The 21,663-nt window shown below is 64.5% G+C and carries 21 protein-coding genes; 13 read left to right on the top strand and 8 right to left on the bottom strand.

Going from position 1 to position 21,663, the window contains the following annotated elements:
* Window positions 1-139 precede the first annotated feature (139 nt).
* The 4 genes from MB818_RS09555 to lgt all read right to left on the bottom strand — a co-directional run bounded on the left by MB818_RS09555 (window position 140) and on the right by lgt (window position 3,254).
* Window positions 140-280, bottom strand: a complete 141-nt coding sequence (locus tag MB818_RS09555; protein WP_234139336.1) for a hypothetical protein — start codon at window positions 278-280, stop codon at window positions 140-142.
* 270 nt (window positions 281-550) lie between these two features.
* Window positions 551-1,306: a peptidoglycan editing factor PgeF gene (pgeF, locus tag MB818_RS09550; RefSeq protein WP_238904913.1), complete on the bottom strand. Its 756-nt coding sequence runs from the start codon at window positions 1,304-1,306 to the stop codon at window positions 551-553.
* Entirely contained in the window at window positions 1,303-2,370 is a 1,068-nt protein-coding gene (locus tag MB818_RS09545; protein ID WP_234177526.1) for a class I SAM-dependent methyltransferase, read from the bottom strand. The genes pgeF and MB818_RS09545 overlap by 4 nt, the downstream gene beginning before the upstream one ends.
* On the bottom strand, window positions 2,367-3,254 hold the full coding sequence (gene lgt / locus MB818_RS09540) for a prolipoprotein diacylglyceryl transferase (protein ID WP_238904911.1): 888 nt from the start codon (window positions 3,252-3,254) through the stop codon (window positions 2,367-2,369). Before lgt ends, MB818_RS09545 begins: the two co-directional genes overlap by 4 nt.
* 96 nt (window positions 3,255-3,350) lie before the next feature.
* Here lgt and MB818_RS09535 point away from each other — a divergent pair, with 96 nt between their 5' ends.
* From MB818_RS09535 to MB818_RS09515, 5 genes are all read left to right on the top strand, one after another.
* Window positions 3,351-3,599: an accessory factor UbiK family protein gene (locus MB818_RS09535; protein WP_234139340.1), complete on the top strand. Its 249-nt coding sequence runs from the start codon at window positions 3,351-3,353 to the stop codon at window positions 3,597-3,599.
* A gap of 320 nt (window positions 3,600-3,919) precedes the next feature.
* Window positions 3,920-4,420 (top strand): type III secretion system chaperone family protein, encoded by a 501-nt coding sequence (locus MB818_RS09530; protein WP_234139341.1) that lies wholly within the window; start codon window positions 3,920-3,922, stop codon window positions 4,418-4,420.
* A gap of 39 nt (window positions 4,421-4,459) precedes the next feature.
* Window positions 4,460-5,275 (top strand): pyrroline-5-carboxylate reductase, encoded by an 816-nt coding sequence (proC, locus tag MB818_RS09525; RefSeq protein ID WP_234139342.1) that lies wholly within the window; start codon window positions 4,460-4,462, stop codon window positions 5,273-5,275.
* Window positions 5,268-5,606, top strand: coding sequence for a tRNA-binding protein (locus MB818_RS09520; RefSeq protein ID WP_234139343.1), 339 nt, complete (start codon window positions 5,268-5,270; stop codon window positions 5,604-5,606). Before proC ends, MB818_RS09520 begins: the two co-directional genes overlap by 8 nt.
* Window positions 5,606-6,559, top strand: a complete 954-nt coding sequence (locus MB818_RS09515; RefSeq protein ID WP_238904909.1) for a 2-hydroxyacid dehydrogenase — start codon at window positions 5,606-5,608, stop codon at window positions 6,557-6,559. The genes MB818_RS09520 and MB818_RS09515 overlap by 1 nt, the downstream gene beginning before the upstream one ends.
* A gap of 213 nt (window positions 6,560-6,772) precedes the next feature.
* Here MB818_RS09515 and MB818_RS09510 read toward each other — a convergent pair whose 3' ends face one another.
* Window positions 6,773-7,369 carry a thymidine kinase gene (locus tag MB818_RS09510; RefSeq protein WP_234143173.1) on the bottom strand — a complete coding sequence of 199 codons (597 nt, stop codon included), beginning with the start codon at window positions 7,367-7,369 and terminating at the stop codon, window positions 6,773-6,775.
* A gap of 370 nt (window positions 7,370-7,739) precedes the next feature.
* Between MB818_RS09510 and MB818_RS09505 the strand changes: the two genes are divergently transcribed.
* From MB818_RS09505 to MB818_RS09495, 3 genes are all read left to right on the top strand, one after another.
* Complete coding sequence (locus MB818_RS09505) at window positions 7,740-8,204, top strand: hypothetical protein (protein WP_234139346.1); 465 nt, start codon at window positions 7,740-7,742, stop codon at window positions 8,202-8,204.
* Entirely contained in the window at window positions 8,201-9,178 is a 978-nt protein-coding gene (locus tag MB818_RS09500) for a DUF2332 domain-containing protein (RefSeq protein WP_238904948.1), read from the top strand. The genes MB818_RS09505 and MB818_RS09500 overlap by 4 nt, the downstream gene beginning before the upstream one ends.
* Window positions 9,179-9,344: 166 nt before the next feature.
* Entirely contained in the window at window positions 9,345-9,722 is a 378-nt protein-coding gene (locus MB818_RS09495) for a VOC family protein (RefSeq protein ID WP_234139347.1), read from the top strand.
* A gap of 59 nt (window positions 9,723-9,781) precedes the next feature.
* Here the strand turns inward: MB818_RS09495 and MB818_RS09490 are convergent, their stop codons facing one another.
* Window positions 9,782-10,909, bottom strand: coding sequence for a beta-ketoacyl-ACP synthase III (locus MB818_RS09490; protein ID WP_234139348.1), 1,128 nt, complete (start codon window positions 10,907-10,909; stop codon window positions 9,782-9,784).
* A 165-nt stretch (window positions 10,910-11,074) separates the two neighbouring features.
* Here MB818_RS09490 and MB818_RS09485 point away from each other — a divergent pair, with 165 nt between their 5' ends.
* The 3 genes from MB818_RS09485 to MB818_RS09475 are packed head-to-tail and all read left to right on the top strand — an operon-like array spanning window position 11,075 to window position 15,620.
* A complete protein-coding gene (locus MB818_RS09485; RefSeq protein ID WP_234143176.1) occupies window positions 11,075-11,548 on the top strand; it encodes a MarR family winged helix-turn-helix transcriptional regulator in 474 nt (157 codons plus the stop codon).
* Window positions 11,545-12,582: an efflux RND transporter periplasmic adaptor subunit gene (locus tag MB818_RS09480; protein WP_238904908.1), complete on the top strand. Its 1,038-nt coding sequence runs from the start codon at window positions 11,545-11,547 to the stop codon at window positions 12,580-12,582. Before MB818_RS09485 ends, MB818_RS09480 begins: the two co-directional genes overlap by 4 nt.
* Before the next feature lie 11 nt (window positions 12,583-12,593).
* The gene (locus tag MB818_RS09475) at window positions 12,594-15,620 is read left to right on the top strand and encodes an efflux RND transporter permease subunit (RefSeq protein ID WP_238904906.1); all 3,027 of its coding nucleotides are present in this window, start codon (window positions 12,594-12,596) and stop codon (window positions 15,618-15,620) included.
* Between the two features lie 18 nt (window positions 15,621-15,638).
* Here the strand turns inward: MB818_RS09475 and MB818_RS09470 are convergent, their stop codons facing one another.
* Both MB818_RS09470 and carB read right to left on the bottom strand, forming a co-directional pair.
* A complete protein-coding gene (locus tag MB818_RS09470; protein WP_234139352.1) occupies window positions 15,639-16,049 on the bottom strand; it encodes a VOC family protein in 411 nt (136 codons plus the stop codon).
* 189 nt (window positions 16,050-16,238) lie between these two features.
* Window positions 16,239-19,592 (bottom strand): carbamoyl-phosphate synthase large subunit, encoded by a 3,354-nt coding sequence (carB, locus tag MB818_RS09465; protein WP_238904904.1) that lies wholly within the window; start codon window positions 19,590-19,592, stop codon window positions 16,239-16,241.
* 193 nt (window positions 19,593-19,785) lie between these two features.
* On the opposite strand from carB, the gene MB818_RS09460 reads away from it, so the two are divergent.
* On the top strand, window positions 19,786-20,907 hold the full coding sequence (locus tag MB818_RS09460; protein ID WP_238904902.1) for an aminodeoxychorismate synthase component I: 1,122 nt from the start codon (window positions 19,786-19,788) through the stop codon (window positions 20,905-20,907).
* Entirely contained in the window at window positions 20,862-21,509 is a 648-nt protein-coding gene (locus MB818_RS09455; RefSeq protein WP_234216520.1) for an aminotransferase class IV family protein, read from the top strand. Before MB818_RS09460 ends, MB818_RS09455 begins: the two co-directional genes overlap by 46 nt.
* Window positions 21,510-21,663 lie beyond the last annotated feature (154 nt).

The following is a 21,663-nucleotide window of genomic DNA, read 5'->3' as shown; positions in this document are numbered from 1 at the left end:
GCCCGAACTCTTTACGTTGCCCCAAGTCCCGCCCCGCTACGCGCGGGGCGGGCTCTTGTGCCGGGTCGGTCAGGGGCAGCGTCCGACCCAGATCGCAAGAGGAGCAGCGAGCAGCCCTCTGCGACTAATCCCCTACGCCTCAGGCCGACTTCAGCTTGCGCTGTGCGGTATTCCTGCGCGCGATCATGGCCGCCCGGCGCACACCGCGCGCCCAAGGCATCTGGACCTCGATCTTTTCTGCGTTTGCGACTACCGATTTCACAAAGCGGGTCTGAGCCATGGTTTCACTCCTGCCTAAGTGCCGACTGTGCGGCGACACGTTTCCGTTGCTATTCAAATTGCCAGCAGTTTGGGGCAGGTCTGGGGCCGTTCCTTGAAAAATGAGCGACATTCCGGCACTGATTAACGTCCGGTAAATCGGATGTTGTTAGCTTGTAAGTGGTTTAAAAATATAAATGAAATCTAAATTCGAAAATTGGGGTAGCTTGTAACTGCGGATCGTGCGGCCAGAATGTGGCAAAACGGGCCCGCGTCGACTACCGCTTCGCACCTATAGGCGAATGACCGAGATCAGCCGCCCGTAATCGGCTTCGCGTGCATGTGTGGCGCGTCGATACGAGTAAAAGCGATGGGGATCCGAGTAAGTGCAGTGGCGTGTCCATTCTGCCCGGCCGCAACCCGCCATACGCAGGCGGTGTAGCCCATAGGCAGGCAGATCGAACAGCATCCGGTCTCCGGTCCCATTCGCGAAGAATCGGCTGTTGTCCGTATCCTCGGTCAGGAAATCATCAAAGAAATCCGGGCCGACCTCATAGGCGCGTTGCGAGATGGTGGGGCCGATCACGGCGGTGACATTGCCGCGGTGGGCCCCCAGCGCCTCCATCGCATCCAGCGTCGCCTCCAGCACCCCGTCGCGGGCGCCGCGCCATCCGGCATGGGCGGCGCCGATCACTCCGGCGTCAGGGTCGGCAAACAGCACGGGTTGGCAATCGGCGGTCAGGACCGACAGCGCCAGACCGGGCGTCGCGGTCACGATCGCATCGGCCCGCGGTTTTTCCCCCAAAGACCCGGTAATGGTCACAACGTCAGGTGAATGCACCTGATGCACGCCGACCAACGCGTCGTGTCCGACCTCCATCGCCTCCGCGACACGCGCACGGTTGAGGGCCACGATCTCTGTCTGGTCGCTTGACCCGGTGCCGCAGTTCAGCCCCGCAAAAACACCCGACGAGGCGCCACCCCTGCGGGTAAAGAACCCGTGGCGGACAAAAGACAGGCTGTCGGCAGTCAGGATTTCCAGCGTCATGGTTCCAATCCGGGTGGCGAGGTGGCGTCGGCGGGATAGAGGCCCAGCACCTTGAACAGGTTTCCCATTTCCTGTGGATGCGTCAACCGGCGATGTGCGGCGACCAGTTGGTTCAAAATGGTTTCATCAGCGGTGCGAGCCAGCGCCTGGGCCCTTTGTGCGATTCCCAGGCGCTCCAGAAAGACGCCCTGCGCCGTCAGGCGGCTATGGGCGCATCCGGCGGCGCGGGCGGCCACGGCCAGTTGTTCAAAATCCACATGCGCGGTCAGATCTGCCTGACCGGGATCGGCCAGCGGATCGGCAGAGGCATGGCCCCGCAGCGCCTGAACCGTATCTCCCACCGAGCGCCAGTCACCGTAATCGACGATCAGCGCGCCTCCGCCATGAGCGGCGATGCGGCTGGCCAGTTCCGTGATGATAGGTGTGGCGGCGGGGCAAAGCTCGACCAGATCGCCCTCGCGGGTATCCTCCAGCCGATGCGCCAGCGCCGGTTGCGGCGTCTCGGCGCCCAGCCCCCAATGCAAGACGCCGTCACGCGCACCGACCAGACGTTCGCGCCAGCCCGCGCCCGCGCGGAGGAACTGGCGCACGGGGAGCGCATCGAAAAACTCGTTGGCAATCAGAAACAGTGGCTGTGCGGGCAGGGCGCCGACCGTGTCGCACCACTGCGGGGCATACCCTGCCAGCGTCTGAGTCTGTGTGGCGCGCAGCACCGGCGAGGCCTCGACCAGCCAGAGCCGGGCGGCGGCGTGAAATCCGGGCACAGCGCGGGTGGCGCGCAGCGCATCGCTCATCAGCGTGCCGCGCCCCGGCCCCAGCTCGGCCAGGGTAAAGGGTGCAGGCCGCCCCTGGTCGATCCAGGCCTGCGCCAGTGCCAGCCCGATCAGTTCGCCGAACATCTGGCTGATCTCGGGGGCGGTGGTGAAATCGCCCGCCGCGCCCAGCGGGTCGCGGGTGGTGTAATAGCCGTATTCAGGATGCAGCAGGCACTCGGCCATGTAGTCGGCCAGGCTGATCGGCCCCTGCTGAGCAATCCGTTCCAGCAATAGGCCGGTCAGAGTCATGCCGGTACCGCGCGGGCGCGAAATGCGAACCACAGCCCCAGCGCGATCATCGGCAGCGACAGCAGCTGGCCCATGGTCAGGCCGTAGTCACCCAGCTGCCAGGCCAGGCCCAGCGGGTTGCCGGGGGTGACGAATTGCGCGTCGGGCTGCCGAAAGAACTCGACTACGAAGCGCGACAGACCATAGCCCGCCAGAAACACACCAGTGATCAGACCCGGCCGTTTCAGCGCCCCGCGCCGCCAGACCAGCCACAACAGCAGCGCGCCCAGCAGCAGCCCTTCGAGCGCAGCCTCGTAAAGCTGCGAAGGGTGACGGGCGCAGAGATCTACGATGCCCGGACAGTCTTGCGCCGCCTGACCCGAAAAGATCACCGCCCAAGGCAAGTCCGAGGGACGTCCCCACAGCTCGGCATTGATGAAGTTTGCCAGCCGCCCCAGCAGCAGGCCCGGTGGCACCGTATGGGTGATCAGGTCGGCCAGGCTCAGTTTCGGGATGTTGTGGCGCAACGAATAGAGCCATGCCGCGATCACCACACCCAGAAGGCCGCCATGAAAGGCCATGCCGCCTTGCCAGACCATCAGTATCTCGGCCGGATTGGCCAGGTAATAGGCGGGTTGATAGAACAGGACAAAACCCAGCCGCCCGCCCAGGATGACGCCAAGGATGATCCAGGTCAGCAGATCCTCGATCTGTGCGGGCGCCATCGGCGGGGTGTTTGCGGGCCAGAGCGTCGCGCGCCGGGTCGCCAACACCGCCAGCCGCCAGGCGATGATGATCCCGGCGATATAGGCAAGTGCATACCAGCGCAGCGCGAGCTCCATCCCGAACAGCGAGATCGAGAACAGTTCGGGTGAAAGGTCGGGAAAATTCAGTACTGCCTGCATATGCGCCTCAATGCCCGGGGCCTGCGGCAGAAGTCAACCTTGAGCCTTGCCCCTTTGTTGCCCATATAGGGGGCAACTTCGACACGGAGAAGACAGATGCAGACCCGCAACAAGATACTGGACGACATTTCCCAGCTGATGACCAACGCGATGGGCGTGGCCCAGGGCGCGCGGGACGAGGCCGAGACCGCGATGAAATCGCTGATCGACCGTTGGCTGGCCGACCGCGACTTTGTCACGCGCGAGGAATTCGACGCCGTCCGCGCCATGGCGCAAAAGGCGCGCGAGGAGAACGAGGCGCTGGCCGCGCGTGTCGCGGCGCTCGAGGCGCGCCTGAAGGACTGAGACCCGTTCCGGGGAGAGAAAAGGCCGCCGGCGTAGAGACCACGCGGGCGGCCTGGCTTATTTTGAGCAGGGCCGATCGGATCGCAAGCGGAACCTGTCAGGGGCAGCCAATATTTTGCGCTGCGTGCCGCGTTTCCCACAACTTGTCGGAGCTGTCCCCAAATAATGTGGGTTTATCCCCAAATTTCCGGTTGCCAGATCGGCCGTTAGCCTGCACCATATCTAGTATGGACACAGGGAAATCACCCGGTCTGTAGAAAAGGCGACTAGCGCTGGGGCGCTGACAGCCCCTTGCAGCTAGACATCAGTGAGGTGGCAGCATGGCCCTTTCCGAGCAGTTCCTGGAAGAAGACATCCATCCTATCGACATTGTCGAACATCTGGCCGAACACCATGATTGGGATTTCGACCGGATTGGCGATGACCAGATCGCCATGGCGGTCGAAGGGCAGTGGCGGACCTATTCGCTGACGCTGGCCTGGTCGGGCTATGACGAGACGCTGCGCCTGATCTGCACCTTCGAGATGGAGCCGCCGGCTGAAAAGCTGCCGCAGCTTTACGAATTGATCAACGCGATGAACGATCAGTGCTGGGCCGGGACCTTCACCTATTGGGCGGCGCAGAACCTGATGGTTTATCGTTATGGTCTGGTGCTGGCGGGCGGTCAGGTGGCCAGTGCCGAGCAGATCGACACCATGATCGGTGCCGCCGTCCTGAGCGCCGAGCGCTATTACCCGGCAATTCAGTTGATGGTCTGGGGCAACCGCAGCCCCGCCGACGCGATGCAGGTCGCCATTGCAGAGGCTTATGGCCGGGCTTAAACCTGTGCCCCGAACCGGATGACAGGAGAGGGGCAAATCGTGGACATGTCTGATATCGCGCGCCGCGGGCTGGTATTGCTGGGCTGTGGCAAGATGGGATCGGCGATGCTCGCCGGCTGGCTCGACGGCGGACTGCCCGCGGACTCGGTCTGGGTGATAGACCCCTATCCGTCCGATTGGGTCAAGGCGCAGGGCGTGCATGTGAACGCCGAACTGCCCGGTGATCCGGCCATTGTCCTGGTCGCGGTCAAACCGCAGATGATGGGCGATGCGCTGCCGCAGATGCAGGCGATGGGCAACGGCACCACGCTCTTTGTCTCGGTCGCAGCCGGAACCTCGATCGCCACCTACGAACAGATCCTAGGCGCCGATACCCCGATCGTGCGCGCCATGCCCAACACGCCCGCCGCCATCGGGCGCGGCATTACCGCGCTGATCGGCAACGCCCGTGCCTCTGCTACCGATCTTGACCTGGCCGAGGCGCTGCTCAAGGCGGTGGGCCAGACCGTGCGGCTGGAGCGCGAGGATCAGATGGACGCCGTCACCGGCGTCAGCGGCTCGGGCCCGGCCTATGTGTTCCACCTGATCGAGACGCTGGCCGCCGCCGGTGCCGCCCAGGGCCTGCCCGCCGATCTGGCGATGCAACTGGCCAAGGCCACCGTCGCAGGCGCGGGCGCCCTGGCCGAGGCGGCAGCCGAGGACCCCGCCCAATTGCGCGTCAACGTGACTTCGCCCAATGGCACCACCCAGGCGGCGCTTGAGGTGCTGATGGAACCTCAGACCGGCTTTCCGGGCCTGCTCAACCGCGCCGTTGCCGCTGCCACCAACCGATCCAGGGAGCTGTCGCGTGGCTGAGATTTCCTTTGACGACTTCCTCAAGGTCGATATCCGCGTGGGCGAGGTGATCCGCGCCGAAGCCTTCCCCGAGGCCCGCAAGCCCGCCATCAAGATGTGGATCGACTTTGGCCCCGAGATTGGCGAACGCAAGACCTCTGCCCAGATCACCGCGCATTACGACCCCGCGACGCTCGTGGGCAAACAGGTGATGGCGGTGGTCAACTTCCCGCCGCGCCAGATCGGCAAGTTCATGTCCGAGGTTCTGGTGCTGGGCCTGCCCGACGAGCAGGGCGAGATCGTGCTGATCGGCCCAGACGGCAAGGTGCCGCTGGGCGGGCGGATGCACTGATGAAACTCTTGATCGCACGGCCGATGACCGCCGCCGTCGAAGCCCGCGCCCGGGCCGAGTTCGACACCGAGATCCGGGGCAATACCGCACCCATGACCGAGGATGAGATGCTGCGCGCTCTGCGCGAGTTCGACGTTGTCATGCCCACTCTGGGCGACATGTTCAGCGCAGGCGTCTTTGCCCAGGTGACAGAACCTCGATGCAGGCTGCTGGCCAATTTCGGCGTGGGCTACAATCATATCGACGTGGCGGCGGCGCGCGGCGCAGGGGTGGCCGTGACCAATACGCCCGGCGCGGTGACCGATGCCACCGCGGATATCGCGATGACGCTGCTGCTGACGACCGCGCGCCGCGCGGGCGAGGGCGAGCGGCTGGTTCGCTCGGGCCGCTGGGAGGGTTGGCACCCGACCCAGATGCTGGGCCATCACGTGACCGGCAAACATGTGGGCATCGTTGGTCTGGGCCGGATCGGCCAGGCCATCGCCCGGCGCTGCCATTTCGGGTTCGGCATGCAGGTGTCCTATGTGGCGCGCAGCGACAAGAACGTGGATTTCCCGGCAACGCGGATGGACAGCCTCGCGGCCCTGGCCGGGGCGGTCGATTTCCTGGTGGTGGCGGTGCCGGGCGGCGCCGAGACCCGGCACCTGATCGATGCGCAGGTTCTGGCCGCGATGAAACCTTCGGGCATTCTGGTCAACATCGCCCGGGGCGAGGTGGTGGACGAGGCGGCGCTGATCTCTGCGCTCTCGGCGCGCCAGATCGCGGGGGCAGGGCTCGACGTCTACGAGTTCGAACCGCAGGTACCCGAAGTCCTGCGCGCGATGGAGCAGGTGACGCTGTTGCCGCATCTGGGCACCGCCACCGAAGAGGTGCGCAGCAGCATGGGCCATATGGCGCTGGACAATGTGGCGGCGTTTGCCGCTGGGCGCGACCTGCCCAACCCTGTGGGCTGAGTTTTCGAGGAGCGGGCCCCTCCCGCCCGCCGTTGACCCGTCCTTGCGGACGGGCCGCCTCTGGTTGGGCCGGGCAGCGCAGCCGCGGGCTGCGCTGCGGTCACGGCAAGCGCGCCCGGTGCGGGCCTTGCCCGCGCTGGGTGTGCCGGGCCTAACGGCCGCAGGGGCATCCGCAGGATGCACCGAGGCGGGCGGGAGCGCCCCCTGTCCCGATCAGCTGGTGGTGTGGCCGTGGTCTCCGGTGGCCTCGCGCCAATGCTTGCGGCAGAGCGAGACATAGGTCTCGTTTCCGCCGATCTGCACCTGCGCGCCTTCGGTGATCGCCCGGCCCGAAGCGTCCTGACGGATCACCATCGTCGCCTTGCGGCCGCATTTGCAGATCGTGCGCACCTCGCGCATCTCGTCGGCCAGCGCCAGCAGCGCGGCCGAGCCGGGAAACAGCTTGCCCTGGAAATCGACCCGCAAGCCATAGGCCAGAACCGGCACGTCCAGATCGTCGACCGCCCGCGCCAGTTGCCACACCTGATCGGCTCCGAGAAACTGTGCCTCGTCCACAAAGACACAGGCCACTGGACCAGCGGCAAGCCTGTCGCGGATCATCGCGAACACGTCGTCCCGGGGGGTAAAGACATCTGCCTCTGCCGCGATACCGATCCGGCTGGCGATCCGCCCGGATCCCGCGCGCCCGTCGATGGCGGCGGTCAGCAGATAGGTCTGCATGCCCCGTTCGCGATAGTTGTGCGACGCCTGCAACAGGACGGTCGACTTGCCGGCATTCATGGTGGAGTAGTTGAAGTAGAGCTTGGCCATGAGGTCGGTCTAATCACTTGGCGATGGCACGGCAAGCAGGCCCGAGCGGTCATTTCCGCCGATGCGGGACTTTGGTTGCACCGCCCCCGGTCCGATCTGTCCGAGGCGAACCTCTGGGGATGGACGTGGATCGTTCCGGTTGCGGTGCCCCTTGCCACGTTTGTGGCAGACTGGTCGGAGATCGCGAATAATACACTCCGAAACCTGGTAAAACCGGCAGATCTATTTCCGGCAACTCGTTTAAATCCCTGAAAACCTGAGGGATAGCCAAGGTATGACATTTGACTTAGAACGGATTCATGGGAAAAACTCGATCCGTTTCCCCGACAAAAACAATGGGGCGGAAAAAGCGGTTCAGGAAAGGGTGAATATGGCCGACATTGGGGCATATCTGAAGAAACATACCGAGGCTTTGGTCAAGGATGTGGGCATCGAGGCGGCTTGTGCGCTGACTGGAAAGTCCAAGGCGACCTTAGGCCGGTATTATTCGGATAATGCCGAGCATGCCGACCGGTTCATCCCGGTGGATGCGGTCGCGCGGCTTGAAGGTGCGTCCAGCTATCCGCATGTCACCTCTGCGCTCGCGGAACTCAAGAACATCACGCTCAGCTATGACGGGCGCAACAGCGACAGCGAGACGCGCAGCGGCGGCGTCAATGCCGATGTGATCGCGCTGAGCCAGAGATTTGCGATGCTGATGACCGAATACCAGACCGCGATCGAGGATGGGATCATCACCGTGAACGAGGCCAAGCGGCTGCTGAAGGAAACGGTGCAGTTGCAGCAGGTCCTGATCGACATGAAGCTGCATCTGGAAGAGGAAAGCACCAGCTGAGGCAGGGGGCCACACCCGAAACCCAAGCGGCGCTTGCCGAGCGCTATCTGCGGTTTGCCCAAATCGAGGCTGAGGGGCATTCGCCGCTTTACACGGACTGGGCGCGCCATGTGGCGGGATCGGCGCGAGCGCTTGCCTTTCTTGGAGAGCTGCCGCCCGACCGGCGTCAACCCAACCTCTTCTTTGCGGCTCTGCGCCTGGTGGGCGGGTTGCCCCGGACAGAGGCCGCGTTTGACGATGTTCTGACCTACAAGGCCGATGCTATCGCTGCGGTGATGCGGACGCGCCGGACCCAGACCAACGAGCCGGGGCGCTGCGCTTGTCTGCTGCCGCTCTTGGCGCGGCTTGACGGGCCGCTGGCCCTGATCGAGGTCGGCGCCTCGGCCGGGCTTTGCCTGCTGCCAGACCTTTATGGTTATGATTGGGGCCGTGCCTGGCTTGACCCACCGGTTGGCGCCGGGGCGCCGGTTTTCCCATGCCGGGTGAATGATCTGGCGCCCCTGCCGGTGCACCATCCCGAGATCGTCTGGCGGGCGGGGCTCGACCTGGCGCCGCCCGATCTGGAGGATGCCGGGGATGTGGCCTGGCTCGAGGCGCTGGTCTGGCCGGATCAGACCGACCGGCTGGCACGGTTGCGTCAGGCCGTTGCAGTGGCCCGGCAGGAGCCGCCACCGGTAGTGGCAGGCGACCTGACCCGCGATCTGGAGGCGCTGTTGGCACAGGCGCCCGCCGATGCGCGGCTGGTGGTGATGCATTCGGCGGTGCTGACCTATGTCAGCGACCCTGACGCCCGGGCGGATTTTGCCCGGCTGATGCGGTCACGCGATCTGCACTGGATCAGCAACGAGGCGCCCGGCGTCTTTCCCGATCACGCGAAGGGGCTGACCCCGCGCGCGGGCAAGTTCCTGATGGCGTTGGACGGCCACCCCATCGCCTGGACCGGCCCGCATGGGCAAAGCCTGGATTGGCTATAGCGTTTCGCTGTCGAACGTGGGGCAGATCATCGCCAACGACCAAGGCCGCCGGGGGGGCATTGACTATTCGCTTGGCCGTGTTTTGGTCTTGACCTGAACCTTGCTTGAGCTTGCATCCTGCCGTTTCAACTTATTTGCGGCGTGCGATCCAATGAATGGGGCGACAATGAACTATTCGATGGCGGGGATGATCCTGTTCACAGAAAACTATCGGGAATGTGTCGATTTCTATGGCTCGATTCTGGAACTGGAGGTCTTGCACCAGATTGATCGACCGGGTGAAACCCTGACCACGTTTTTGTTGGGCGATACATATTTGATGGTCGAATCCGGTGGAGTGGCCTCGAAGGAGCCCAAGACGCTTGAGCAATCTCCAGTGAAGTTACGCTTCAACGTTCAGGACGTTCGGGCGACAGCCGATCTGCTCTTGAAAAGAGAAGTCGATGTGAAGGTTACCGAACATACTTGGGGAACCACCGCGGAATTTGTCGATCCAGATGGTAATCGCTGTGCGCTCAGGTCCGACAAGGGATTTGGCGAATAGAAACCGGCCAGCCCCGCCCCGCGAAGGGGGCTCTCCCGGACAAGGGCTGGCGCCCTTCTTCACGACATATGCCGCCGCACGATCACCGAACCCACGGAATAGCCCGCGCCGAAGGAGCAGATCAGGCCCAGATCGCCTTCGGTCAGATCGTCGGAGTTCTGGGAAAAGGCGATGATCGAACCCGCGGACGAGGTGTTGGCATAGTCTTGCAGGATGTTGGGCTGTTCGCCCGGCTCCGGCTCGCGGCCCAGTACCTTTTTGCCGATGAAATCGTTCATTGTCTTGTTGGCCTGATGCAGCCACAGCCGTTTCAGATCGGTATTGGCCACGCCCTCGGCGGCCATGTGATCGGCGATATGCTGGCTGACCATCGGCAGCACTTCCTTGAACACCTTGCGGCCGTTCTGCATGAACTGCATGTCGCGCCGGTCTTTCATCCCGTCCGGGCGCGAGCGGCGCAGGAACCCGTTGTTGTTGCGGATGTTGTTGGAAAACTGGGTGGCGCAGCGGGTCGAGAGGATCTCGAAATGCGGGCCCTTGGCGTCCTCGATGCGTTCGATCAGGGTGGCGGTGGCCACATCGCCAAAGATGAAATGGCAATCGCGGTCGCGCCATTCCAGGTGGGCTGAACAGATCTCGGGGTTGACCACCAGCGCCGAGCGGATCGAGCCCGAGCGGATCATGTCGGCGGCGGCCTGGATGCCGAAAGTGGCCGAGGAACAGGCCACGTTCATGTCGAAGGCGAACCCTTCGATCCCCAGCGCCTGCTGGATCTCGATCGCGACCGCCGGATAGGCGCGTTCCAGGTTCGAGGCGGCGCAGATCACCGCATCGACATCGGCAGCCGTCTTGCCCGCCTGCGCCAGCGCCTTTTTCGCCGCATCCACTGCCATTTCGGTCATGATGCCCGGCTCGTCATCGTCGCGCTGACGCAGCAGGGGATGCATCACCGCCGGATCCAGAACGCCGGTCTTGTCCATCACATAGCGGTTCTCGATGCCGCTGGCCTTGACGATGAACTCTTCCGAGGAATGCTGCATCGGTTCCATCTCGCCGGCGGCGATGGCTGGGGCATTCTCGGCATTCATCCGGTCGGCATAGGCGTTGAAGGCCGTGACCAGTTCGGCATTGGTGATGACGTTTGGCGGCGTAAAGACTCCGGTGCCGGTGATGGCGGGTCTGAACATGGCGGATTCCTTGAAATCTGGGATTTGCTCAAAATGCAGGCGATAGCGCGACCGATCAAGAGTGGATGACCCGAGGGAAAGCGGACAATCGAGTGAAATCAACCTTCACATCTTGAATGGTTCATATTTTGAAGTATATCGCGGAGCGAAACAGGGGGTTGCCCGATGACCGACCGCGATTCTTTGCCGCCAAAGACCTTTCCGCCCGAGATCGAGGCGATGATGGGGGTCTATGCGCTGTACTGGAAGCTGGAAGAGGTGATTGCCGCCGAGGTGGCCGAGACCGGTCTCAGCCGTCCCGAGGCGCATATGCTGATCAAGCTCGGGACGCCGATGCGCATGGGGGTACTGGCGCGCGAGATGCTGGCACTGCCCTCGACCATCACCGCCACGGCGGATTCGCTGGAGCGCGCGGGCTATCTGACCCGCAGCCGCGACCCCGACGACCGCCGCGCCTGGCTGTTGGAACTGACGCCCGAGGGCCGGGCGCTGCGCGCCGAGTTTGTCGCCGATGCCGGTGCGCTGTTTCACGAGGTGTCGGGGCTGGATGCCTGCGAGACCGAAGAGTTTGCGCGGCTGGCGCGCAAGATCCGCCTGACCATCCTGGAAACCGGACTATCCGAAGGGTTCAAGACATGAGATTTCTTTTTGCGTTGGGCACCGTGCTGAGCCTTGCCGCGGCCCCCTTGGCCGCGGATACGCCCGCCAAGCCCGTCAAGCTGATGCTGGTGAGCGAGGCCGCGCCCGGGTTCTCGCGCCAGTTCTTTGGCCAGGTGGCGGCGCGGCGCACGGTCGATCTGGCCTTTCAGGTGGCGGGACAGATCGTCGAGTTTCCGGTGAACGAGGGCGTATTGCTGCCCAAGGGCAGCCTGATCGCACGGCTGGATCTGGAGCCGTTCGAGCTGCAACTGGATCGCGCCCGGCTGCAAAAGGAGCAGGCCGACCGGACGGTGGCGCGGCTGAGCCGGTTGAAGGGAACCACGGTCAGCCAGGTGTCGCTGGACGATGCGGAAACCAATGCGCAACTGGCGGCCATTGCCCTGCGCGATGCGGAATATGCGCTGGAACATGCGACGCTGACGGCACCCTTTGACGCGCTGATCTCGCGCCGCAACGTGGCGGCCTTTACCACGGTGGCGGCGGGAACGCCGGTGGCGCGGATCCATGACATGTCGGAACTGCGGATCGAGGTGGACGTGCCCGAGATCCTGTTCCAGCGTGCGGGCGAGCCCGAGGATGTGACCATCACCGCGACCTTTCCAGCCTCGGAGCAGGAATTTCCGTTGCAGATCCGCGAGTTCGATGCCGAGACATCGAGCGTGGGCCAGACCTTCCGCATCAACTTCGGCTTTGCGCCGCCGCCCGACCTGAACGTGTTTCCGGGCTCGTCGGTGACGGTGAATGTGCGGGTGCGGGATGGCGAACCGGGCATCGCGGTGCCGCCCTCGGCGATCATCGCGGATGCGGGCGGCGGTCCTGGCGTGATGGTATTTGAGCCCACAGGCGCCGATACAGGTACTGTGCGGCGGCAGGCGGTCGAGATTGCGCCCTTGCCGAACGGGTCGGTGAGGGTGCTGTCGGGCCTGTCCGAGGGCGACGAGATCGTCAGTGCCGGCGGTGCCAGCCTGAACGACGGGCAATCGGTGCGCCGCTTCACCGGTTTCGGCAACTGAAGGGCCGGGTCATGAATATCGCGCGCCTGTCGATCGAAAAGCCGCTTTATACTTGGCTCATCATCCTGATTTCGCTGGTTGGCGGCATCTGGGGATTTGCCACGCTGGGCCGGCTCGAAGACCCGGCCTTTACCATCAAACAGGCGGTCATCGCCACGCAGTATCCCGGGGCAACCGCGGAACAGGTGGCGCTGGAGGTCTCGGAGCCGCTGGAATCGGCGATCCAGAAGATGGACGAGGTGGATATCATCACCTCGGTCAACCAGCCGGGCCAGTCGCTGATCGAGGTCGAGATCAAGTCGACCTATGACGGCAGCGAACTGCCCGCGATCTGGACCAAGCTGCGCGCCCGGGTGGGCGATGCCGCGCGCGCCCTGCCTGACGGGGTCAGCGCCCCCTTTGTCGATGACAGTTTCGGCGATGTCTATGGCCTGTTCTACGCGGTGACCGCGCCGGGATACACCGATGCGGAACAGCACGAACTGGCCACCTGGCTGCGGCGCGAGTTGCTGGCGGTGCCCGGTGTGGCCGGGGTCGAGGTGGCCGGCCTGCCGGACGAAGCGATCTTCGTTGAACCCGATCTGGCGCTGTCGGTGAACCAGAACGTGCCGGTACAGGCCATTGCCAACGCGATTGCCACCGCCGATTCCGTGCGCGACGCGGGCACCCTGCGCAACGGGGACGGCAAGACCGCGATCCTGCGGCCCGAAGGTTCGGACAGTGTGGATGCCATCGCGGGCCTGTCGGTGGGCACGCAAGGCAAGGTGATCAACCTGTTCGACATGGCGCGGGTGCATCGGGGGCGTCAGGCCGACCCGGACCTGATCATCCGCCATAACGGGGGTGAGGCGTTTACACTGGGCATCGCGGGGCTGGCGACCGAGAACATTGTCGAGGTCGGCCAGCGGGTGGATGCCCGTCTGGCGGAACTGGACGCGGATATACCCGCTGGCGTGACACTGGAACCGATCTATCAGCAGCATGTGGTGGTCGAAGAGGCGAGCAACGCCTTCCTCGTCAACCTGGCCATGTCGGTGGCCATCGTGGTGGCGGTGCTGGCGCTGTTCATGGGCTGGCGCGCGGCGGTCGTGGTGGGAGCGACCCTGCTCTTGACCGTGGTGGGTACGCTTCTCTTCATGGCGCTGTTTTCCATCGAGATGGAACGGATCTCGCTGGGCGCGCTGATCATCGCCATGGGGATGCTGGTGGACAATGCCATCGTGGTGGCCGAGGGGATGCAGATCGCCATGCTGCGCGGCAAGCCTTCGCGCGCGGCCGCCGACGAGGCGGCGGGCAAGACGCAGATCCCGCTGTTGGGGGCCACCGTGATCGGGATCATGGCCTTTGCCGGGATCGGCCTCAGCCCCGATGCAACGGGCGAGTTCCTGTTTTCGCTCTTTGCGGTCATCGGCATTTCACTGCTCTTGAGTTGGGTGCTGGCGCTGACGGTGACGCCGCTGTTGGGGCATTACTTCTTCAAGCAGGGGCATGCAGATGCCGCCGATGCCTATGTCGGGCCGCTGTTCCGGGCCTATGCCGCCACTTTGCGGGCCGCGCTGCGGTTGCGCTGGCTGGTGGTGCTGGGGCTGGTCGCGGTGACGGCGGCCTGTTTCGCGGGGTTTGGCCTGATGAAGCAGCAGTTTTTTCCCAATTCGAACACGCCGCTGTTTTTCGTGCATTACAAGCTGCCGCAGGGCACGCCCATCGAGACCACCGCCGATGATCTGGCCTCGGTCGAAGCCTGGCTGGACAAGCGTTCGGACGTGCTGGCTTACACCACATTTGCCGGGCAAGGCGCGACGCGGTTCATGCTGACCTATTCGGCGGAAAAGCCGAACCCCTCTTACGGGCACATGATCGTGCGCACGGCGAGCATCGAGGATATCCCCGCGCTTCAGGCCGATCTGGAGGCGTTTGGCACCGCGGCCTTCCCCGAAGGCGAGTTCCGTACCAGGCGGCTGGTCTTTGGCCCCGGTGGCGGTGATCCAATTCAGGTGCGGTTCTCGGGGCCCGATCCGGCGGTGCTGCGGCAGCTGGCCGATACGGCGATGGATGAGATGCGTGCGGCCTCGGACAATATCACCGGCGTGCGGTCGAACTGGCACGAGCAGGAACTGGCGCTGCGGCCCGTTTATGCCACCGAGCGGGCGCAGATCGCGGGCGTCAGCCGCGACGATATCGCCGACATGCTGCGGTTTTCCACCGATGGCATAACCAGCGGGGTGCTGCGCGAGCGGGACCGGCTGATCCCGATCATCGTCCGCCGTCCCGCCGATGGCCCTTACTCCATCGTCGATCAGGTGGTCTATTCGCCGCTGTCCGAGAAATTCGTGCCGGTCGAACAGATGGTGGATGGGTTCGGGTATGAGGCGGTCAACACGCTGGTGCATCGCCGCGACAGGCTGCTGACGGTGACCGTGGGTGCCGACATTCCTGCCGACCTGACCGCCGCCCAGGTGCATGCCGAGGTGCGTTCGGTCATCGAGGCGATCCCGCTGCCGCCGGGTTACCGGATGGAATGGGGCGGTGAGTTCGAGGATTCGGCCAAGGCGCAGGAAAGCCTGGGCAAGCAATTGCCGCTGAGCCTGTTGATCATGGTGCTGATCTCGATCCTCTTGTTCAACGCGATCCGCCAGCCGGTGATCATCTGGCTCTTGGTTCCAATGTCGGTGAACGGGGTGGTGATCGGCCTGTTGGGAACCGGGTTGCCGTTTACCTTTACCGCGCTTCTGGGGCTCTTGAGCCTCTCGGGTATGTTGATCAAGAACGGCATCGTGCTGGTCGAGGAAATCGACCTGGTCCGAGCCGAGGGCAAGCCGCTGCGCGAGGCGATTGTCGAGGCCTCGGTATCGCGGATCCGGCCGGTAATGCTGGCCGCTGTCACCACCATTCTGGGCATGGCGCCGCTGTTGTGGGATGCGTTCTTTGTCTCGATGGCGGTGACGATCATGGGCGGGCTGGCATTCGCCACCGTGCTGACCCTGATCGCGGCGCCGGTGTTCTATGACCTGTTCTTCAGTCGCGAGGCGCGGGCCTGAGAGATGCAGGCGCGGGCGTCAATCGCCCGCGTCCGTTGCCGGGTCATAGTGATAGTGAAAGCAGGAAACCTTGTTTCCATCCGGGTCGCGCAGATAGGCCACGTAGAAATCCGGTGTGTAGTAGGGCCGGGTGCCCGGCACGCCCGCATCGGTGCCGCCATGGGCCAGGCCGGCGGCATGAAAGGCGCGCACCTGCGCCGCGTCGCGGGCGGGGAAACCGACCATGGTGCCATTGCCGGTGCTGGCGGGTGAGCCATCGAACGGCGCACAGACCCAGAAGCCGGTGCCATTGTCATAATCCTGGCCCCAACCGGCCCAGCCTTCGGGCCAGTCGGGCAGGCGGGGCTGATCCAACACGGCAAAGACCGCGTCATAGAACCGGACCGCGCGGGTCAGGTCGTTGGTGCCGAAGGTGGTATAGATGTTCATGGGGTGCCTCGCAGGGATCGGTTGCGCGATCATGCGTGGTCCCAGGCCCCGGCGAAAGCCTGAAAGACTTAGGTCGTACCTGAGAGTGCAAGGCCGGGGGACGCCGTCCCCCGGACCCCCTGGGAGTTTTTTCGACCAGAAAGAAGCAGGAGGGACCGGGTTTCGCCGGTTCCTCCCGGTTATTGGGTGTCAGCCCTGAAGGCTGCGCACCTCGATATCCCCCTCGGCCTGCGCCTTGATCGCCAAGGCGGCGGCGTTGCTGCCGGCGGCGGTGGTGAAATAGGGGATCTTGTCATAGAGCGCGATGGAGCGGATGGCCTTGCTGTCGCTGACCGCCTGGGCGCCCTCAGTGGTGTTCATCACCAGATGCACCTGACCGTCTTTCAGCATGTCGACCACGTCGGGGCGGCCCTCATAGACCTTGTTCACCACCTCGCAGGGCACGCCATGACCGGCGAGCCAGCTTTGGGTGCCGCGGGTCGCCACGAGGGTGAAACCCTGATCCACCAGCACCTGCGCGGCCTCGAGCATGGCGGCGCCCTTGTCGGCATCCTTGATCGAGATGAAGGCGCGGCCTTCGCTGGGCAGCACCATGCCCGCGCCCATCTGCGCCTTGAGGAAGGCGCGCGCAAAGGAGCGGTCCCAGCCCATTACCTCGCCGGTGGAGCGCATCTCCGGGCCGAGGATGGTGTCGACGCCGGGGAAGCGGGCGAAGGGCAGCACCGCCTCCTTGACCGAGAACCAGGGCATGTTGGGATCGGCCAGCGTCATCTGGTCGGCAATCTTGGTATCGTCGCCTTCCTTGTAAGGGGGGCGCATCGGGAAGGTGCTGAGTTTCTCACCCGCCATGACACGCGCGGCGATGGAGGCGATCGCAGAGTCCGTGGCCTTGGCCACGAAGGGCACGGTACGGCTGGCACGCGGGTTGACCTCGATCAGATAGATCTCGTCATCCTTGATCGCGAATTGCACGTTCATCAGGCCGACCACGTTCAGGGTGCGGGCCAGTTTGTTGGTCTGGTCCTTGATCTGCTCGATGATCTCGGGCGAGAGCGAGTAGGGCGGCAGCGAACAGGCGCTGTCGCCGGAGTGCACGCCCGCTTCTTCGATATGCTGCATGATGCCCGCGACATGCACCGCCTCGCCATCGCAGAGCGCGTCCACGTCCAGTTCGACGGCGCCCGAGAGATAGCTGTCGAGCAGAACTGGGCTGTCGCCCGAGACCACCACCGCCTCGGCGATGTAGCGGCGCAGCTGGTCCATGTCGCGCACGATTTCCATGGCGCGGCCACCCAGCACGTAGGAGGGGCGGATCACCAGCGGGAAGCCGATATCCTCGGCGATGGCCAGCGCCTGGGCATCGGTCGAGGCAATGCCGTTCTTGGGCTGTTTCAGGCCCAGCCGGTTGACCAGATCCTGGAACCGCTCGCGGTCCTCGGCCAGGTCGATGGCGTCGGGCGTGGTGCCCAGGATCGGGATACCGGCCTGTTCCAGCGCATTGGCGAGTTTCAGCGGGGTCTGGCCGCCGAACTGCACGATGACGCCGTGCAGAGTGCCGTTCTGCTGCTCGACCCGCAGGATTTCCATCACATGTTCAAAGGTCAGCGGTTCGAAATAGAGCCGGTCCGAGGTGTCATAGTCGGTCGACACGGTTTCGGGGTTGCAGTTGACCATGATGGTTTCATAGCCCGCATCGGTCAGCGCGAAACAGGCGTGGCAGCAGCAATAGTCGAACTCGATCCCCTGGCCGATCCGGTTGGGACCGCCGCCCAGAATGACCACCTTCTTGCGGTCACTGGGGCGTGCCTCGCATTCCACCTCGCCCATCATCGGGGCCTCGTAGGTGGAGTACATATAGGGGGTCTGGGCCTCGAACTCGGCGGCGCAGGTGTCGATCCGCTTGAACACGGCGGTGACGCCCAGGTTGTGGCGGGCGCGGCGCACGTTGTCCTCGTCGCGGCCGGTCAGCTGGCCGAGGCGCGCATCGGTGAAGCCCAGCATCTTGAGCGCGCGCAGGCCTTCCTCGTTGGTGGGCAGGCCGGTCTTGCGCAGGGCGCGTTCCTCTTCGACGATCTCGCGGATCCGGGCCAGGAACCAGGGGTCGAACTTGGTGACACCAAAGATCTCGTCATCCGACAACCCGTGTCGCATCGCCTGGGCGATGGTGCGCAGCCGGTCGGGGGTTTGCTGGCTGATAGCCTTGATCACATGCGCCTTGTCATCGGCGCCCTCGACCGCGTCCCACAGACCGACGGAGAGGCCGGGAATGGCAACCTCGTCAAAGCCGGTCAGACCCGATTCCATCGAGGCCAGCGCCTTTTGCATCGATTCGTGGATGGTGCGGCCGATCGACATCGCCTCGCCCACCGATTTCATCGCGGTGGTGAGGTAAGGCTCGGAGCCGGGGAATTTCTCGAAGGCGAATTTCGGGATCTTGGTGACGACATAGTCGATGGTCGGCTCAAAGCTGGCCGGCGTCACCTTGGTGATGTCATTGTCGAGCTCGTCGAGCGTATAGCCCACCGCCAGCTTGGCCGCGATCTTGGCAATCGGGAAGCCGGTCGCCTTGGAGGCCAGCGCGGACGAGCGCGATACCCGCGGGTTCATTTCGATCACCACCATGCGGCCGTCGGCGGGGTTCACTGCCCATTGCACGTTCGAGCCGCCGGTTTCTACCCCGATCTCGCGCAGCACGGCGATCGAGCCGTTGCGCATGATCTGGTATTCCTTGTCGGTCAGCGTCAGCGCCGGGGCCACGGTGATCGAGTCGCCGGTATGCACGCCCATCGGGTCGACGTTTTCGATGGAACAGACGATGATCGCGTTGTCCGCCTTGTCGCGGACAACCTCCATCTCGTATTCCTTCCAGCCCAAGAGGCTCTCGTCGATCAGGATCTGCGCCACGGGCGAAGCTTCAAGCCCCGAGCGGCAGAAATGCTCGTAATCGTCGCGGTTATAGGCCACGCCGCCGCCGGTGCCGCCGAGCGTAAAGGCAGGGCGGATGATCGCGGGCAGGCCGATTTCCTCGAGCGCGTCCATCGCCTGGGCCAGGCCCGCGCGAATGTCGTATTTGCCCTTGTCGTTCTTGGGGGCCGAAACGATGGTCGCCTTGGGGTTTTCCAGCCCGATCCGGTCCATCGCCTCGCGGAACAGCTTGCGATCCTCGGCCATTTCGATGGCATGGCGCTTGGCGCCGATCATCTCGACGCCGAATTTCTCGAGCACGCCCATTTCTTCGAGCGCCAGCGAGGTGTTGAGGCCGGTCTGCCCGCCCATGGTGGGCAGCAATGCGTCGGGGCGCTCTTTCTCGATGATCTTGGCGACCACCTCGGGCGTGATCGGCTCGATATAGGTGGCATCGGCCAGGCCCGGATCGGTCATGATCGTGGCCGGGTTCGAGTTCACCAGAATGACCCGATACCCCTCTTCGCGCAGCGCCTTGCAGGCCTGTGCGCCGGAATAGTCGAATTCACAGGCTTGCCCGATGACGATGGGCCCGGCCCCGATGATCATGATCGACTGGATGTCGGTTCTCTTCGGCATGGCTGGCCCCTTTGTGTTTTGCGAGTCACGAGCGCCCGCCCAGCGCCCAAATTGTCGTGCGTTATAGGCACCTCGGGGAAAGGTGCAAGAGGGATCGGAAAGCGGCGCGAATTTGCCGCTTTCTGCTCTTTCGCCCGGACACGAAATCTCTATATCCCAGCGGCACGCCAATTGGCAGGGGGAGCGGACCCAGATGCAGCTTCGTTTCGATCAGGGGCCTGCCGGGGCCGGAACCGGCTTCGACCGCCCGGTAAGGGTGATCCGGGCCGATACTGCCGCGCAGGTGCCGGTGGCGCTGGCCGATCTGGATGTGGCGCGGGCGGATGGCGCCTGGCTGGCGGGCTATGCCAGTTACGAGTTGGGTTATGCGCTGGAACCGCGTCTGGCCGGGCTGATGCCTCAAGGGCGTCGGCTGCCGCTCCTGTGTTTCGGTGTCTATGACGGCCCAAAGGTGCTGCCGCTGCCGACCCCCGGCGGCGGGATCGACGATTTCGCCCCCCGCTGGGACAGCGCGCGCTATGGCGCGGCCTTTGAGCAGGTGCACCGGGCCATCGGTGCCGGAGAGTTCTATCAGGCCAACCTGACCTTTCCGGTCGATCTGCGCCTTCAGGGCGCCGCGCCCGCGCTTTATGCCGCGCTTGCCGCGCGCCAACCGGTGGGCCATGGCGTGCTGGTCAGCCAATCCGGGCTGCCCGATATCCTCTGCCGCTCGCCCGAACTGTTCTTTCGCACCGATCCCGAGGGCCGGATCGAGACCCGCCCGATGAAGGGCACCCAGCCGCGCAGCGACGATCCGGCCGAGGACGCCCGCCGCCGCTCCTGGCTGGCGCGCGATGCCAAGAACCGCGCCGAGAACCTTATGATCGTCGATCTGTTGCGCAACGATATCAGCCGGGTGGCACTGCCCGGATCGGTTCATGTGCCCGAGCTTTTCCAGATCGAGACCTATGCCACGGTGCATCAGATGGTGTCGCACGTCGCCGCGCGACTGCGAGCGGATGTCACCCTTTCGGATATCCTGCGGGCATTGTTCCCCTGCGGCTCTATCACCGGGGCCCCCAAGATCCGCGCGATGGAGACTTTGGCCCGCCTCGAACCCTGGCCGCGCGACATCTATTGCGGCACCATCGGCTGGGCGGCCCCCGACGGTGCGTCCGAATTCAACGTGGCGATCCGCACGCTGTTGGCCGATGGCGCGCGCGCCACACTCAATGTCGGCGGCGGTGTGGTCTGGGACAGCACCGCCCGCTCGGAATACGAGGAGGCGTTATGGAAAGCCCGCTTTGCCCGCCAGATGATCCCGGCTTTCGCCTGATCGAGACGCTGGGCTGGCACCCGGACGAGGGGCCGCGCCGTGCCGCGCTGCATCTGGCACGCATGGCCCGGTCCGCCACCGCCCTCGGGGTGCCGTTTGACCAGACCAGGGCGCAGCACCTGCTGGAACAGATCCGCGGCCTGGCGCCACTCCGCTGCCGCCTGACCCTCGATCCCAAGGGCGTGTTGGCGCTGGAAACCGCTCCGCTTGCCGCGGCCGCGCCGCTCTGGCGTGTCGCGATCCATCCCGAACGGCTCGACTCAGATGATCCCTGGTTGCGCCACAAGACCACAAGGCGCGCGCTTTACGATCGCGCCCGGGCCGGGCTGCCTGCAGGCAGCGACGAATGGCTGTTCCTCAACCGCGCGGGGCAAGTCTGCGAAGGGACGATCACCAATGTCTTCATGGCCTCAGATGACGGCCTTTTGACGCCGCCGCTCGCCTCGGGACTATTGCCCGGTATCCTCCGCGCCGAGCTGCTCGCCATCGGTCGGGCGCGCGAGGTGGCGCTGCACCCGAACGACCTGCGCAATGCCCAGACGCTCTATTGCGGCAACTCGCTGCGCGGGCTGATCCCGGCCACGTTCGCCCCGGATGCATGACGGCCTCGTTCCTCTTGCTCCAAATATCCCGGGGGTGAATTGGCCGCAGGCCAAGAGGGCGCCGCGCCCCCACCCGCACAAATCCAACGAAATCCGGGTGAATTGGCCACAAACCTTCGAGTAATACGGCGCGGCCTTGACTTCCCCGGCCTAT

The organism is Ruegeria alba (genome assembly GCF_022321465.1).
Classification (GTDB): Bacteria; Pseudomonadota; Alphaproteobacteria; order Rhodobacterales; family Rhodobacteraceae; genus Ruegeria_B; species Ruegeria_B alba.
Note: the sequence above shows the minus strand (reverse complement) of the source record. Positions and strands in the feature narration are given on the sequence as shown.